General features: G+C 53.1%; 11 protein-coding genes. 5 read left to right on the top strand and 6 right to left on the bottom strand.

The features are described 5' to 3' along the window. Positions 1-9: 9 nt before the first annotated feature. The 4 genes from J2I46_RS27675 to J2I46_RS27660 form a co-directional block, all read right to left on the bottom strand. Positions 10-1767, bottom strand: a complete 1758-nt coding sequence (locus J2I46_RS27675) for a T9SS type A sorting domain-containing protein (RefSeq protein ID WP_207332346.1) — start codon at positions 1765-1767, stop codon at positions 10-12. Then, positions 1754-2536: a PASTA domain-containing protein gene (locus tag J2I46_RS27670; RefSeq protein WP_207332345.1), complete on the bottom strand. Its 783-nt coding sequence runs from the start codon at positions 2534-2536 to the stop codon at positions 1754-1756. Before J2I46_RS27670 ends, J2I46_RS27675 begins: the two co-directional genes overlap by 14 nt. Before the next feature lie 115 nt (positions 2537-2651). Then, entirely contained in the window at positions 2652-3242 is a 591-nt protein-coding gene (locus J2I46_RS27665) for a riboflavin synthase (protein WP_207332344.1), read from the bottom strand. A gap of 81 nt (positions 3243-3323) precedes the next feature. Next, positions 3324-4415 (bottom strand): DegT/DnrJ/EryC1/StrS family aminotransferase, encoded by a 1092-nt coding sequence (locus J2I46_RS27660; RefSeq protein ID WP_207332343.1) that lies wholly within the window; start codon positions 4413-4415, stop codon positions 3324-3326. A 189-nt stretch (positions 4416-4604) separates the two neighbouring features. Between J2I46_RS27660 and J2I46_RS27655 the strand changes: the two genes are divergently transcribed. Next, complete coding sequence (locus tag J2I46_RS27655; RefSeq protein WP_207332342.1) at positions 4605-5246, top strand: DUF1684 domain-containing protein; 642 nt, start codon at positions 4605-4607, stop codon at positions 5244-5246. Between the two features lie 3 nt (positions 5247-5249). Here the strand turns inward: J2I46_RS27655 and J2I46_RS27650 are convergent, their stop codons facing one another. After that, a complete protein-coding gene (locus tag J2I46_RS27650; RefSeq protein WP_207332341.1) occupies positions 5250-6665 on the bottom strand; it encodes an alpha-amylase family glycosyl hydrolase in 1416 nt (471 codons plus the stop codon). A 232-nt stretch (positions 6666-6897) separates the two neighbouring features. Between J2I46_RS27650 and pheT the strand changes: the two genes are divergently transcribed. The 4 genes from pheT (at position 6898) to rny (ending at position 11865) form a co-directional block, all read left to right on the top strand. Further along, positions 6898-9342 (top strand): phenylalanine--tRNA ligase subunit beta, encoded by a 2445-nt coding sequence (gene pheT / locus J2I46_RS27645; protein WP_207332340.1) that lies wholly within the window; start codon positions 6898-6900, stop codon positions 9340-9342. Between the two features lie 111 nt (positions 9343-9453). After that, positions 9454-9792 (top strand): hypothetical protein, encoded by a 339-nt coding sequence (locus J2I46_RS27640; RefSeq protein WP_207332339.1) that lies wholly within the window; start codon positions 9454-9456, stop codon positions 9790-9792. Positions 9793-9855: 63 nt separating this feature from the next. After that, entirely contained in the window at positions 9856-10143 is a 288-nt protein-coding gene (locus tag J2I46_RS27635; protein WP_207332338.1) for a cell division protein ZapA, read from the top strand. An 87-nt stretch (positions 10144-10230) separates the two neighbouring features. Next, positions 10231-11865 carry a ribonuclease Y gene (gene rny / locus J2I46_RS27630; protein WP_207332337.1) on the top strand — a complete coding sequence of 545 codons (1635 nt, stop codon included), beginning with the start codon at positions 10231-10233 and terminating at the stop codon, positions 11863-11865. 138 nt (positions 11866-12003) lie between these two features. Here rny and J2I46_RS27625 read toward each other — a convergent pair whose 3' ends face one another. After that, the gene (locus tag J2I46_RS27625) at positions 12004-12873 is read right to left on the bottom strand and encodes a sugar phosphate isomerase/epimerase family protein (RefSeq protein ID WP_207332336.1); all 870 of its coding nucleotides are present in this window, start codon (positions 12871-12873) and stop codon (positions 12004-12006) included. Positions 12874-12907: the final 34 nt, after the last annotated feature.

Raw genomic sequence — 12907 nt, 5'->3', positions numbered from 1 at the left:
GGATTGCGGTTAGTGTCTGATAATCAATTTTGTGGTTCTGGGCCGGGCCTGTTCGTCTATGAAACGAAGCAGGTAGAACCCGTCGGGCAAGCTTCCCAGATCAGTGCTGGTCTGGTTGGGCGAGAGGGGCATGGTCTGCACCATTCGGCCACTCAGGTCAAGCACATCAAGTTGCACTGACCCTGCCAGCGAACCTGCCCAGTTGAGTCGCCCCGACGTTGGGTTAGGAAACACCTGAGCGGCTACGGTCGGTTCAGTGGCCGTGATAATTACGGTTCTGCCGTTCATTACGGGCCGCAGCAACAAGGCGCCATCCTGATCGGTTACACGGTCCCAGCGGGTACCCAGGTTCACAAACAGTTTGTCGCGGAATGGGCTGTTGCGGTCGAATCCAACGGGAATAGCCGGATCGTCTAGTTGCGAAAAAGCCACGTAAAATACTGTGTCAGGTACGTTGACCGGTATAGCAAACATGAATTCAGTGAAGCCGTTGCGCTGAGCAGCATACGACACCGAAAAAGGCTGCTGCAAAATGGGCTGATCGGTTGGCTGGCCATTATTATTGCCATATATGCCCAGCAGAATGGTTTGCCCGCGCTGATCGCGGCGCGTTGGCGCAATATTAATCCGTACGCCTTTCACCGCATCGGGCTGGTTGAGCGAAAACTTCACCGCCACCCGCGCCAGCCGCTGATTGACCTGTTTTACAGTTTCGGCAGTTCCATCGTCATATGCGTAATAATCATCGAGCACCGTCGTGGCCGACAGCGTGTCGTTCAGTGTCAGGTCCAGGCCAGGCGTGTCGGGACTGCTTTGATCTTTTGTGATCAGGTTGAAGGTGGTCTGCAATACGGCCCGGTCCGATAGTCCGGTGGGCAGCACTGGCCGGAATGCGAGCGGATTTCGCGATAACCCTAACGCATTGATGGGGTTCCGTAACGTATCATATTGAAACAAGCGTCCGGAGACTCGATCACGGATGCTGAATCCGCTGTTGATCGGAATAAACTCCGTGAACAGGTTCGTGAAATCACTTCTTACTGTATCGACCAATTCAGCCGCCGGTTTAGCCAGGAACTGCCGTAGCGGCATAGCCGTGTATCGGCGGAGCAGTGGCGTCACGGGCTGCCGCATGGCCCGGTCGCGGAGCGGTCGGTTGGTGGCAGTACGGTCGCGGTTCAGGTACACGTAGTCGATATGCCACGAATCGAACATGCCTGACTGGCGGCCCCGGCTCCGAAAACGAAACTGAAAAGCGGGGTGAAAGTACACCTGGTTATCGACCTGCAGCAGCTGAAAAGCGAAGTTATTATCAATTACGCCGCCGCCCTGCGTCCAGACTTTCCGCCAGACCCGATCACTTCCCAAAAATTCGAGGCTTAGTGAGTCCGTAGCATCGGGCAGTTCACCCAGGCCCCGCCGTTGCCAGTAAAAACTCAGGTAAACGCCATTGCTGATCGTTAGCCCGCCAAGATCAATAGGCAATGAGGTAAGAGTATCAGTGCCTCCTTCGGCATTTTCGTCGTTGAGCGCGTACGGAAGGCCATTCAGCCGTAGGCCATCGAAAGTGGCTACGTTAACCGACGGGTGATTAACCGTCAGCGTATTATTGATATAGACACTGCTACCCGCCGCCCAGCGTGTTGGTGAAGCGATCTGCCGGGATGTTGAAAAGTCATCGAAGAAAGGCAGTTTCAACGACTGCCCCAGCGTGATTTGCCCCCACAGCAAGCCGACCATTACAAAAACTACCTTACTGACTTTCATCGACATCGCTTGATACTGGACCCACTACCCACACATCTACAGTCTGCCCAACGCGGATACGTTCACCGGCTTTAGGTTTTTGTTTAGTCACTGTACCTACCTCCTGCTCAGGATCATCAACAGGAACGCGCACACCCACGCGCAGACCCGACCCCTGAATGAGGGTGGCGGCTTCGTCGAACGGCAGGCCAACTACATCGGGAGCCGCGAAAAATACCTTCCCTTCACCATCGCCAACAACCAGATCAACTTTCGTGCCTTTGGCAATTGGCGAACCGGCTTTAATCTCCTGTCCGTTGGCATACTGCCGCAATACCTTGTTTTTGCCTAAATCCGGCTCATAGGTAAGCTCGCCCATCACCAGGCCCATCGACCCCAACAGCAGTTCGGCGGTGCGCGAAGTCTGATCGACCAGATTAGGCATGACCACCGTTGGCGCCATACGCTTAATGATAGTGAGGTATATTTTACGCCCTTCTTTCACATTGGAACCCGGCGTTGGATACTGAGCGAAAACGGTTAGCGGTACACCACCCGCAACGAACGTACAGTCACTCACCTCGTAGCGTAGATCGCGATCTTCAAGGTAGTTTTCGAGTTCGTCGAGACTCATGTGCTTCAGGTCGGGCACTGTAATGGTCTGGCCGTGATTGGTCGAGAAAGGCAGATAAACAAAAAAGAAGGTCAGCACCAACACCACTGTGAAGGCAACAACAAGGCCAATATGAATGTAGAGATCGGTGCGGGAACGGGTACTCAGTTTCGTCATGCGGTAAAATTAAAAGGAGTTTACAGTTTTCTGTCTTCTGTTTTCAGTGGCGCTGCAAACACTACGATTCGTATCTGAGCAGCGCCACTGAAAACAGAAGACAGAAAACTGTAAACTATCTGTAAGTTGCCAGCATCTTTTTGATGTATTTGCCCACTACGTCGAACTCCAGATTAACGACGTCGCCGGGTTGCAAATTGCGGAAGGTCGTGTGTTCATAGGTATACGGAATGATCGTGACGCGGAAACCGTCGTCGTGTGAATCGAATACGGTGAGACTCACGCCATTAATACAGATTGACCCTTTCTCGACGGTAATATTCCCAACCGCCGGATCATACTGAAAATCATACAGCCAGCTACCGTTCAGGTCCTGCACGCTCACACACGTACCTGTCTGGTCAACATGACCCTGCACAATGTGGCCATCGAAACGGCCGTTGGCGGGCATGCACCGTTCCAGGTTCACCATATCGCCCACAGCAAGATGGCCCAGATTAGTCTTTTTCAGCGTCTCATCAACCGCCGTTACGCTGTAGGTATCGCCCGAGAGGCCTACCACCGTCAGACAAACGCCGTTGTGGCTGACACTCTGATCAATTTTAAGTTCGTTGGTGAGCGGTGAATCAATATGAAAGGTCAGATTGGTACCTTCTGCGTCAATGGCGGTTACCCGGCCGGTAGTTTCTACAATGCCCGTAAACATGGGAAGATGAATAAGTAAGCGTGATATACGATTTGGCAACAAGACTAGCCCGCGATTGATTCGACGGTATACCAGATCGCCTTATCTAAACCCGTTCACCACCTCAATCACCCGGCTGACCTCTTCCGCTGTCAATGTCGGATTCAACGGCAGGCTAACTACCTCACGGTGCAACTGATCGGCAATCGGGAACGCATCGGCTGGCCACTGATGGGCGTAGGCAACCTGCCGATGCGGCGAAACGGGGTAATGAACGTCGGTACCAACTCCATGCTGGCGGAGGTGCTCGAGAAAGGCATCACGGTCTGGATGGCGGACCACAAACAGATGCCAAACATCCTGATCAATGGCATCGGCTGGCGGCAGTATCAGCGAGGGGAGTGCCAGTTCGGCAACGTACCTGCGGGCTATCTGCCGACGACGTTCATTTTCTTCGGTCAGGAACGGAAGCTTTTCGGCTAAAATTGCGGCCTGTAGTTCATCGAGGCGGCTGTTGTGGCCAGGTACGTTATTGTAGTATTTCTGCGCCGAACCGTAGTTACGCCACATGCGGAGTTGAGCCGCCAGATCGGCATCGTTGGTGGTGATGGCTCCGGCATCACCCAGCGCGCCGAGGTTTTTAGTTGGGTAGAAGCTAAAGCCCGCCGCATGTCCCCAGGCTCCGGCCTGCCTGTTCAGGTACGTTGCTCCGTGTGCCTGTGCGGCATCCTCCAGCACCAGCAAACCATGCTGCGTGGCAAATGCCATCAGTGGTTCCATAGCGGTAACCCGACCATACAGGTGCACGGGCAAAATCGCCTTTGTGCTGGGTGTCAGCGCTGCTGCCAGCCGGGTTGGGTCTAGGGTGTAGGTACGTTGGTCAGGCTCGACCAAGACCGGCGTCAGTCCAGCCTGCGTAATAGCCAGCACCGACGCGATGTACGCATTCGATGGCACAATAACCTCACTACCAGCCGGAAATGACCAGGCTTTCAGCACCAGCGTCAACGCCTCAAGCCCATTGGCCACGCCAATGCAGTGATCAACGCCAACGTACCTGGCAAAAGCCGTTTCAAACGCCTTAACTTCCGGCCCCAATACATACCAGCCCGACGATAACACGCGTTCAACCGCCGCCCGGATCCGTACCTGATGCGGCGCGTTGATGCGACCAAGATCTAGAAAAGGAATCATGAGGCAAAAGTAAAGTGAAAAACCCCTGTTCCCGGTATACTGCCCAACCACCTGAAGAAGGCCTGCTAACGCATCAGTACCTTGGCGTGAGCACTATTTTTGCACCAGCAGACCTCCTTTCGGGCGGGGGGCTACACCGGGAACAGGATTTTTTCGCTTTACTTTTGCCTCATAATTCCTGAACGCCCTATGCCCGCATTTCTGAAAAAACCCATCTTCTGGCTAATCGTCCTTCCGCTTCTTGGCGGTATCGTCTGGCTGTTGACCCTCCCCGACCAGCCAAGTACTACTGCTGTTCAGGTCGACCCGACGATCTATCGGGCAGAATTACAGGTCGAGCGCGAGAAAAAAGACACCTATATGCGTACCAACGCCGAGTCGCCCATTCCCGACAAAGCGACATTTAAGGGGCTCTCGTATTTCGAGGCTAACCCTAGTTTTCGGGTATCAGCGAAGCTCGAGCCATTCCCGGAAAGCAAAGCCGAAAAACTGGTTATTAAACTAACGGACGGTTCCGACGAAATCTACGAGAAATACGCTCACGCCACCTTCACACTGGATGGCAAAGAATGCCGGTTACTGGTGCTAAAATTTCAGAATTCGTTAAGCGTGTTGTTTCAGGATGCTACCTCGGGGCAGGAAACCTATGGCGGCGGCCGCTATATCGATATTGACCTAAACGCCGTCTCCAACAACCAGCTCGTGATCGACTTCAACGCGGCGTATAATCCATATTGTGCCTATAACCCCTCTTATGCCTGCCCCCTCCCACCACCCGAGAATAAACTTCCGGTTGCCGTGAAAGCGGGCGAACGGTATGTGCATGACTGAACCTCATTTCCCCTGCACCAGCACCGTGTATCCCCAGGGCGTCATGGCGAACCGGTCTTTTCCGGTCAGTACATTCTGGATGGGCTTGAACAGGTTCTGATACGTACCCGCCTGATTTTTTGATTGGAGCGCTACGATGGTCTGCTTGTCGCTCATGTTCACGATCACCACCACGCGATCACCTGCTTTTTCGCGGGAAAACGAAACGACCTGATCTGGTTTGTCATTAAAAATCCGCACCATCTCACCACCCTCTGCCCCGTTCCAGAGGGCGTGGTTTTTATGCTTCAGGGCAAACAGTTTTTTGTACAGATCGAAGTTTGGATGCTTCTTCCATTCGATGACGTCTTTCTCAAAGAATTTCAACTGCTTCGGGTTGCCCGCTTCCTGGCCGCTATAGACCAACGGCATGCCATTAACGGTTCCCGTTAGCACGATGCAGGCATCCAACCCTTTGCCGAACTGCGAAAAAGGCGTACCCGTCCACGAATTCTTGTCGTGGTTGTCGGTAAACAACATCCGGTATCCATCCTGCGGAAACGTACTGACATCGTGCGCCATGTATTCGACCAGCCCGCCAATTCCTTTTTTATCCATCGTGGTGTTGTGCATCTGGTCATACAGGCTCCACGAATAGGTCATATCGAAGGCCCGCTTGTGAAGGTCGCGCGATTCCCATTCGGCCAGCATGAATACGGGCTTGATGGCGTCCAGCTCTTTGCGGGCATTTTCCCAGAAATCGACCGGCATGAACCCGGCCACATCACAGCGGTAGCCATCAATATCCGTTTCACGTACCCAATGGGTCAGGGCGTTGGTCATGTATTGCCGGATACCGGGTTTGTTGTAATCGAAATCGATGATGTCTTCCCAATCGTACCAGGGCGTTGGCTGAAAATTACCGTCGGTGGTCTTAGTGTACCAGTCCGGGTGCTCGGTTGTCAGGGCGTTATCCCAGGCCGAATGGTTAGCCACCCAGTCGAGAATGACGTGCATGCCCATACTGTGAATTTGAGCTACCAATGCCTTGAAATCAGCCATCGTACCCAGTTCCGGGTTTACGCCGTAATAGTCTTTTACCGAATAGGGGCTACCCATCGTACCCTTCCGATTTTTCACGCCAATCGGTTGAATGGGCATCAGCCAGATAATATCAACGCCCATGTCTTTTAGCCGGGGCAGATGGGCAGCAAAGGCCTTAAACGTGCCTTCCGGCGTGTATTGACGCAGGTTGACCTGGTAGATCGTCGCGTTTTTGCTCCAGTCGGGATGTTTCACCTCCACATACGGATGCGGCTGATACACGGAGGCAGTCACTGTCTCGGCCGTCTGATCGGCTTTCTTGGCTGATTTATCGCAGCCGCTGACGGTCAGCAACAGCAGGAAGCAGGCAATGCGCAGGCAGGTTGGAATTGGCATATCACAGACGGTTAAGGCGTTTGCTAACTGCCAAAAATAACGTGATTTTGCACTGCTGCCACCATTCTGGTCGCGCACGCCTACAGGGTAACGTACCTGCACCAGCGCATGTTATCTGCCATTACCTACTGATTTCCTTTAGCCTGATTCACACGAAACCGTGTAAGCTTGCTTATTTTTGTCATCAATTGGTTTCGCCCGACTCCTGCCAGTCGGGCTTTTTGATAGACACATGAACATTTCATATAGTTGGCTTACCCAGTTTATCGATGTGGATAAAACACCAGACGAACTGGATCATATTCTCACCAGTACCGGTCTTGAAGTTGATGGTATCGAACGAGTCGATCTGATTCCCGGTGGCCTCTCGGGCGTTGTTATCGGCACCGTTCTGACCTGCGAGCGCCACCCCGATGCCGACAAGCTGAGCATCACTACCGTCGACGTGGGCGGCGAACAACCCCTGAACATCGTCTGCGGCGCGCCCAACGTAGCGGCGGGTCAGCGTGTTGTAGTAGCCACCGTGGGCGCTACGCTTCATCCAAAAAACGGAGAGCCGTTTGCCATTAAAAAGGCCAAAATCCGGGGAGCTGCTTCGGAAGGCATGCTCTGCGCTGAAGATGAAATCGGCCTGGGTGAATCGCACGCGGGCATTATGGTGCTCACGACCGACGTACCCAACGGAACACCTGCCGCTACATTCTTTGATCTTGAAGCCGATTCGCGCATCGAAATCGGTCTGACGCCTAACCGCGCTGATGCTGCTTCGCACCTCGGCGTAGCCCGCGATCTGCGCGCCGTGCTGGATATCCCGGTGAAATGGCCATCTGTCGATGCGTTTGCCGTAGCCTCTACCGATTTCACGCTTCAGGTACGTGTTGAAGACGCGGAAGCCTGCCCGCGTTACACGGGCCTGACGATGAGCGGCCTCACGGTTAGTGAATCGCCAAAGTGGTTGAAGCAACGCCTGCTTAGCATTGGCCTCACACCGATCAACAACATCGTCGATGTTACCAATTTTGTGTGTCACGGCCTGGGGCAACCCATGCACGCGTTCGATGCCGCCGCCATTACGACCGGCGAAGTGGTGGTAAAAACCTTGCCTGCAGGTACGTTGTTCACGACCCTCGATGGCGTGGAACGGAAACTGTCGGCTACTGATCTGATGATCTGCAACGGCGAATCGGACGGTATGTGTATTGGCGGGGTGTTCGGCGGAAAAACGTCGGGCGTATCCGAGAAAACGACCCGGATTTTCCTGGAATGCGCTTATTTCTCCCCCGCTTCCATTCGGAAAACAGCCCAGCATCATGGCCTTAAAACCGACGCCTCCTTCCGGTACGAGCGCGGAACGGATCCTAACATGCCCCCATTTGCGCTGAAATACGCGGCCCTGCTCATTCAGGAAGTAGCGGGTGGCAGCGTGACGTCGGACATAGTCGACATCTACCCGCAGCCTATTGCCGATTTCCGCGTTCCCATCACCTATCGCAACATCGACCGGCTGATCGGCATTCAGATTGACCGGGAGCGCATCATCCAAATCCTGAACGCGCTCGACATTCAGACAGCTGACCTGACGGAATCAGGTTTCGTGGCGCTGGTTCCGCCTTACCGTGTCGACGTAACGCGTGAGGCCGATGTGGTTGAAGAGATTCTTCGTATTTACGGGCTCGATAACGTGCCGTTGTCGCCAAGTCTGTCGGCCAATACGCTGTCTGAATTCCCAACCACCGATGTTAACCAGTTGCAGAGCCGAATAGGTCAGGTACTGGCCGCCAACGGATTCGTTGAGGCCATGTCCTTGTCGATGACCCGTCCAGCGTATCACGACGCCATCCGTGCCAGCCTGCCACTGACCGACGTACGGCTGTTGAACCCCTTGAGCGATGAACTGTCGGTGATGCGGCAGACCATGCTGTTCTCGGTTTTGGAAGCGCTGGTGTACAACCTCAACCGCCGTCAGCGCGATTTGAAGCTGTTTGAATTTGGCAAGGTCTATGGCAGCAGCCAGGTCGAAAACGAGTCAGGTACGTCATCAAAGAAATACCACGAGTCGCCCCGGTTAGCCTTAGCGATGGTGGGTGATAGGGCTGCTGAGAACTGGCTGGAGAAAGGCCAGTCAATAGCTTTTCATGATTTGAAAGCGGCTGTCCACATAGTGCTCGCGTCGCTTCGTATTCAGCCAACCGACCAGCAACCGGCCGATCCGGCGCAGTTTCAGTACGGCCTTACGTACACAGTTAATAAAAAACCGGTGGTTACGTTCGGGTTAGTACAGCCAAAGCTGGCTAAATTAGCCGACGCGAAACAGGCTGTTTATTACGCCGACTTCGATTGGGCCTTGTTAATCAAACGATACAGCGGCAAAACCAGTTACGTAGACGTTCCGCGGTTCCCGGAGGTACGCCGTGATTTGTCGCTTGTCATCGACAAGTCTGTCTCCTTCGAGCAGATTCAGAAGCTGGCGACCCAAACGGAACGGAAGTTATTACGGAGTATCAACGTATTCGACGTGTATGAGGGCAGTAATCTGGGCAACGGCAAGAAGGCCTACGCCGTGAGCTTTACGCTTCAGGATGCCACGCAAACCCTTACAGACGCCGTAATCGACAAAACAATGCAACGGCTCATGAGCCAGTTTGAAAAAGAATTAGGAGCAGTAATTAGAAAATAAGTCGTAAGTCGGCAAGTCGATAGTCGTAAGTCGCGCTGCAAATGCACCTCTGCGTAGTATAGCAGCGCGACTTACGACTATCGATTTGCCGACTTACGACTCAAGAAAAACATGGTTTCTGAATCGAGACTTTTTGTATTGCTGGAAGATTTTGAACACAAAGTCTTTGATCTGACTGAGCGCGTTGCGCAGCAGAAGCAACGCATTGAGCAGTTGGAACGCGAAATCGCCGACCAGCAAAAAACGATTCGGGAGCAGCAGGACCTGTCGAAGCGGCAACAGAAAAAAGTGGTGGAGGCTCCACCGGCGTTTACAAAGTCGAAAGATTTAAGTAAACTTGTAAGCAGCAACCTGCCCGACGCGGTTGCCCGTGAAGAAGTAAAGCAGAAACTCGATGAGTATATCCGGGATATTGACCGGTGCATTGCCCATCTGAGTACCTTGTCATAACACACCAATAGCGTACCCCGACCCGAGCAGTTTGGGCCGGTCAGCCAGTGCCACACACACACAATGGAAGAACGGCTAGCGATACATATCAAAATTGCAGACCGCGATTACCGCTTTAAATCGTTGCCGGAAGAGGAAGTCTTCCTCCGCGACGCTGGTAAGCTTATTCGCGAACGCATGGAGGTACACCGTAGCCGGGGCGTGCGCGACACGCAAGACATTCTGGCCCTGGTGGCCCTTGATTGTTTGGTATCGAGCCTGAAATCGGAGGATCAGGCCCGACAGATGCAGAATCGCATCTATGACAGGATTGCCCAATTGAATCAGACCATCACGCCCAGCCTCGTTTAGGCGGCAGGTTGGTCCTCTTCTCCACACGGGAACCGGTGTTGCAGCGGGTGCATAATGAACTATGTTCAACCCAAACGATACCAATTAATGACAACGACCAGTATAATACTGATCATCCTGTGTAGCGTAATTGCCGCAGGTATCGGTGTTTTTATGGGGCGAAAATCGCTCCAGGGCGCGATCGCCGATAAACAGCAGGAAGCAGAGGCCAAAGCTGCCGACATCCTGAAAACTGCCGAGCTACAGGCTGAAACGATCAAGAAAGACCGTATGCTGGAGGCAAAAGAAAAATTTCTTCGCCTGAAATCTGAATTTGAAGAACAAACCAATGAGAAGCGCGGCCTCCTGCAACAGAACGAAGCCAAACTGAAACAGCGCGAACAGCAACTAGCTCAACAGGCCGACCAGCAACGTACCCGCGAAGGCGAACTGAATCAGTTGAAGAACGAAATCAACCTGATCAAAAACGAAGTTGGTCAGCAGAAAAATGCCTTGGCTCAGCAAGTCGAAGCCCTAAATAAGCGTAATGAAGATGTAGAGCGCCGCCAGGCCGAAGCGGATAAGATGCTTGCCGAGCAGGTGTCGCAACTCGAAAAAATCGCTGGCCTTTCAGCCGAACAGGCGCTGGAACGTATGGTCGATACCTTGAAGGGCGAAGCCGATACGCGGGCCTCAGCCTACGTGAAAAACATGCTGGAAGAAGCGAAGCTGACCGCTACGAAAGAAGCGAAAAAGGTGGTTATCGATACCATTCAGCGTACCGCCACCGAGCACGCCATTGAAAACTGCGTATCGATCTTCAACATTGAATCAGACGATATCAAGGGTAAAATCATCGGCCGCGAAGGGCGTAACATCCGGGCGCTGGAAGCCGCTACCGGCGTTGAGATTATCGTTGACGATACCCCCGAAGCGATCATCATTTCCGGATTCGATCCCGTTCGGCGCGAAGTGGCCCGGTTATCGTTGCACCGGCTAGTGCAGGATGGACGCATTCACCCGGCGCGTATTGAAGAGATCGTAGCGAAAACCCGTAAGAACATCGAAGATGAGATCGTCGAAATCGGCGAACGGACGGTGATTGACCTTGGCATTCACGGCCTGCATCCCGAACTGATCAAGATGATTGGCCGGATGCGTTTCCGGTCAAGCTACGGGCAAAACCTGCTGCAGCACTCGCGTGAAGTGGCAAAACTTTGCGCTACGATGGCCGCCGAGCTTGGTCTGAACGCCAAACTGGCTAAACGGGCTGGATTGCTGCACGATATTGGCAAAGTATGGCCAGAAGAAGCTGAACTACCCCACGCCCTGCTGGGTATGGAGTTAGCCAAGAAGTACAAGGAAAACCCCGAGGTGATCAACGCCATCGGTGCTCACCACGACGAGATAGAAATGACCAGCATGATTTCGCCGATCGTTCAGGTATGTGACGCCGTTTCAGGCTCACGCCCCGGAGCGCGCCGCGAGATGATGGAATCGTATATTAAACGCCTGAAAGAACTCGAAGAATTAGCTACGAATTTCCAGGGCGTGGTCAAATGCTACGCCATTCAGGCCGGTCGCGAACTGCGCGTGATGGTCGATGCCGATCACGTCACCGACGAGCGCGCAGGTACGTTGTCGTTCGAGATTTCGCAGAAGATCGAGAAAGAGATGCAGTATCCGGGTCAGATCAAAGTGACCGTCATCCGCGAGATGCGGTCGGTGGCTTACGCCAAGTAACAGGCCTTTTTCCGTGAAGAAAGGAGTTGGGTTCGCCCGACTCTTTTTTTTGTGTCGTCTCCGGCCAACGTACCCGGAATCAGAAAAAGCCAGGTGATCTACCTGGCTTTTTCTGATTAAAATGGCGATGCGTTACTGCTATACGCTCAGCTTCTGCATGTTTTTGAAGCTTACCGCGATGGCCTCCAGCGGAGTGCCTTTTGTGACGGCATCCTGCTCGACAAAATAGTGCTTAACGCCACCGGTTTTAGCGGCATCGAGAATGCGCTGAAAATCAATAGAGCCAGTACCTACTTCGGCAAATTCGCGCTTCTCAGTCTTGGCAATATCTTTCATATGGACCAGCGGGAAACGGCCCGGGTTCTGCTTGAACAGTTCAACAGGGTCTTTTCCGGCGATGGTTGTCCAGTACAGGTCAAGCTCCATCTTCACCATCTTCGGGTCAGTGCCCTTCAGAATGATATCGTAGCCAAGCTGCCCGTCGAGGGGTTGGAATTCGAAATCGTGGTTGTGATACACGAACTGGATACCTGCTTTTTGACACGTTTCGGCCGCCTTGTTGAAGAGATCAACAAAGCCTTTGTAGTCGTCAGCTTTCTTACGATCGGCGGGCATGATATACGCACAGGCCATGTATTTCTGACCGATCGTGTTGGCATCTTCCACAATTTTCTCCCAGCCGCTCTTCAACTGATTGGGCATGTAGTGGCCGCTGGGCGATGTCATCCCCAAACTTTTTAATTGTTCTTTAAAGGCCTGAGGCGTTTTACCGAAGAATTTACCGTCGTTGTACCCGAACGTTTCAACTTCCTTGTAGCCAATTTCGGCTACCCGCTTCAGCGTAGAATCGGGGTCTTTGCTCAGTTCGTTCCGTAATGTGTATAACTGCAGCCCTACGTTTTTAATGGGTTTAGCCTGCGCGTCGAAGCGGGTCAATAGGGGTAGCGATAACGCTAGCGCACTGGTTTTCAGAAAGTCAGCGCGCGACATATTAGGCGATTGTGCCATTATCAGAGGTTAGTTAATTGGGTAAGACAAGAAA

The sequence above is a fragment of the Fibrella forsythiae genome, assembly GCF_017353175.1.
Lineage (GTDB): Bacteria > Bacteroidota > Bacteroidia > Cytophagales > Spirosomataceae > Fibrella > Fibrella forsythiae.
The sequence above is the reverse complement of the archived record's forward strand: the minus strand, read 5'-3'. Positions and strand labels throughout refer to the sequence as shown.

What these genes read in the sequence shown, in the direction of transcription:
- J2I46_RS27675 (WP_207332346.1), bottom strand. Translation starts at nt 1,767, where the DNA reads ATGAAAGTCAGTAAGGTAGTTTTTGTAATGGTCGGCTTGCTGTGGGGG.
- J2I46_RS27670 (WP_207332345.1), bottom strand. Translation starts at nt 2,536, where the DNA reads ATGACGAAACTGAGTACCCGTTCCCGCACCGATCTCTACATTCATATT.
- J2I46_RS27665 (WP_207332344.1), bottom strand. Translation starts at nt 3,242, where the DNA reads ATGTTTACGGGCATTGTAGAAACTACCGGCCGGGTAACCGCCATTGAC.
- J2I46_RS27660 (WP_207332343.1), bottom strand. Translation starts at nt 4,415, where the DNA reads ATGATTCCTTTTCTAGATCTTGGTCGCATCAACGCGCCGCATCAGGTA.
- J2I46_RS27655 (WP_207332342.1), top strand. Translation starts at nt 4,605, where the DNA reads ATGCCCGCATTTCTGAAAAAACCCATCTTCTGGCTAATCGTCCTTCCG.
- J2I46_RS27650 (WP_207332341.1), bottom strand. Translation starts at nt 6,665, where the DNA reads ATGCCAATTCCAACCTGCCTGCGCATTGCCTGCTTCCTGCTGTTGCTG.
- pheT (WP_207332340.1), top strand. Translation starts at nt 6,898, where the DNA reads ATGAACATTTCATATAGTTGGCTTACCCAGTTTATCGATGTGGATAAA.
- J2I46_RS27640 (WP_207332339.1), top strand. Translation starts at nt 9,454, where the DNA reads ATGGTTTCTGAATCGAGACTTTTTGTATTGCTGGAAGATTTTGAACAC.
- J2I46_RS27635 (WP_207332338.1), top strand. Translation starts at nt 9,856, where the DNA reads ATGGAAGAACGGCTAGCGATACATATCAAAATTGCAGACCGCGATTAC.
- rny (WP_207332337.1), top strand. Translation starts at nt 10,231, where the DNA reads ATGACAACGACCAGTATAATACTGATCATCCTGTGTAGCGTAATTGCC.
- J2I46_RS27625 (WP_207332336.1), bottom strand. Translation starts at nt 12,873, where the DNA reads ATGGCACAATCGCCTAATATGTCGCGCGCTGACTTTCTGAAAACCAGT.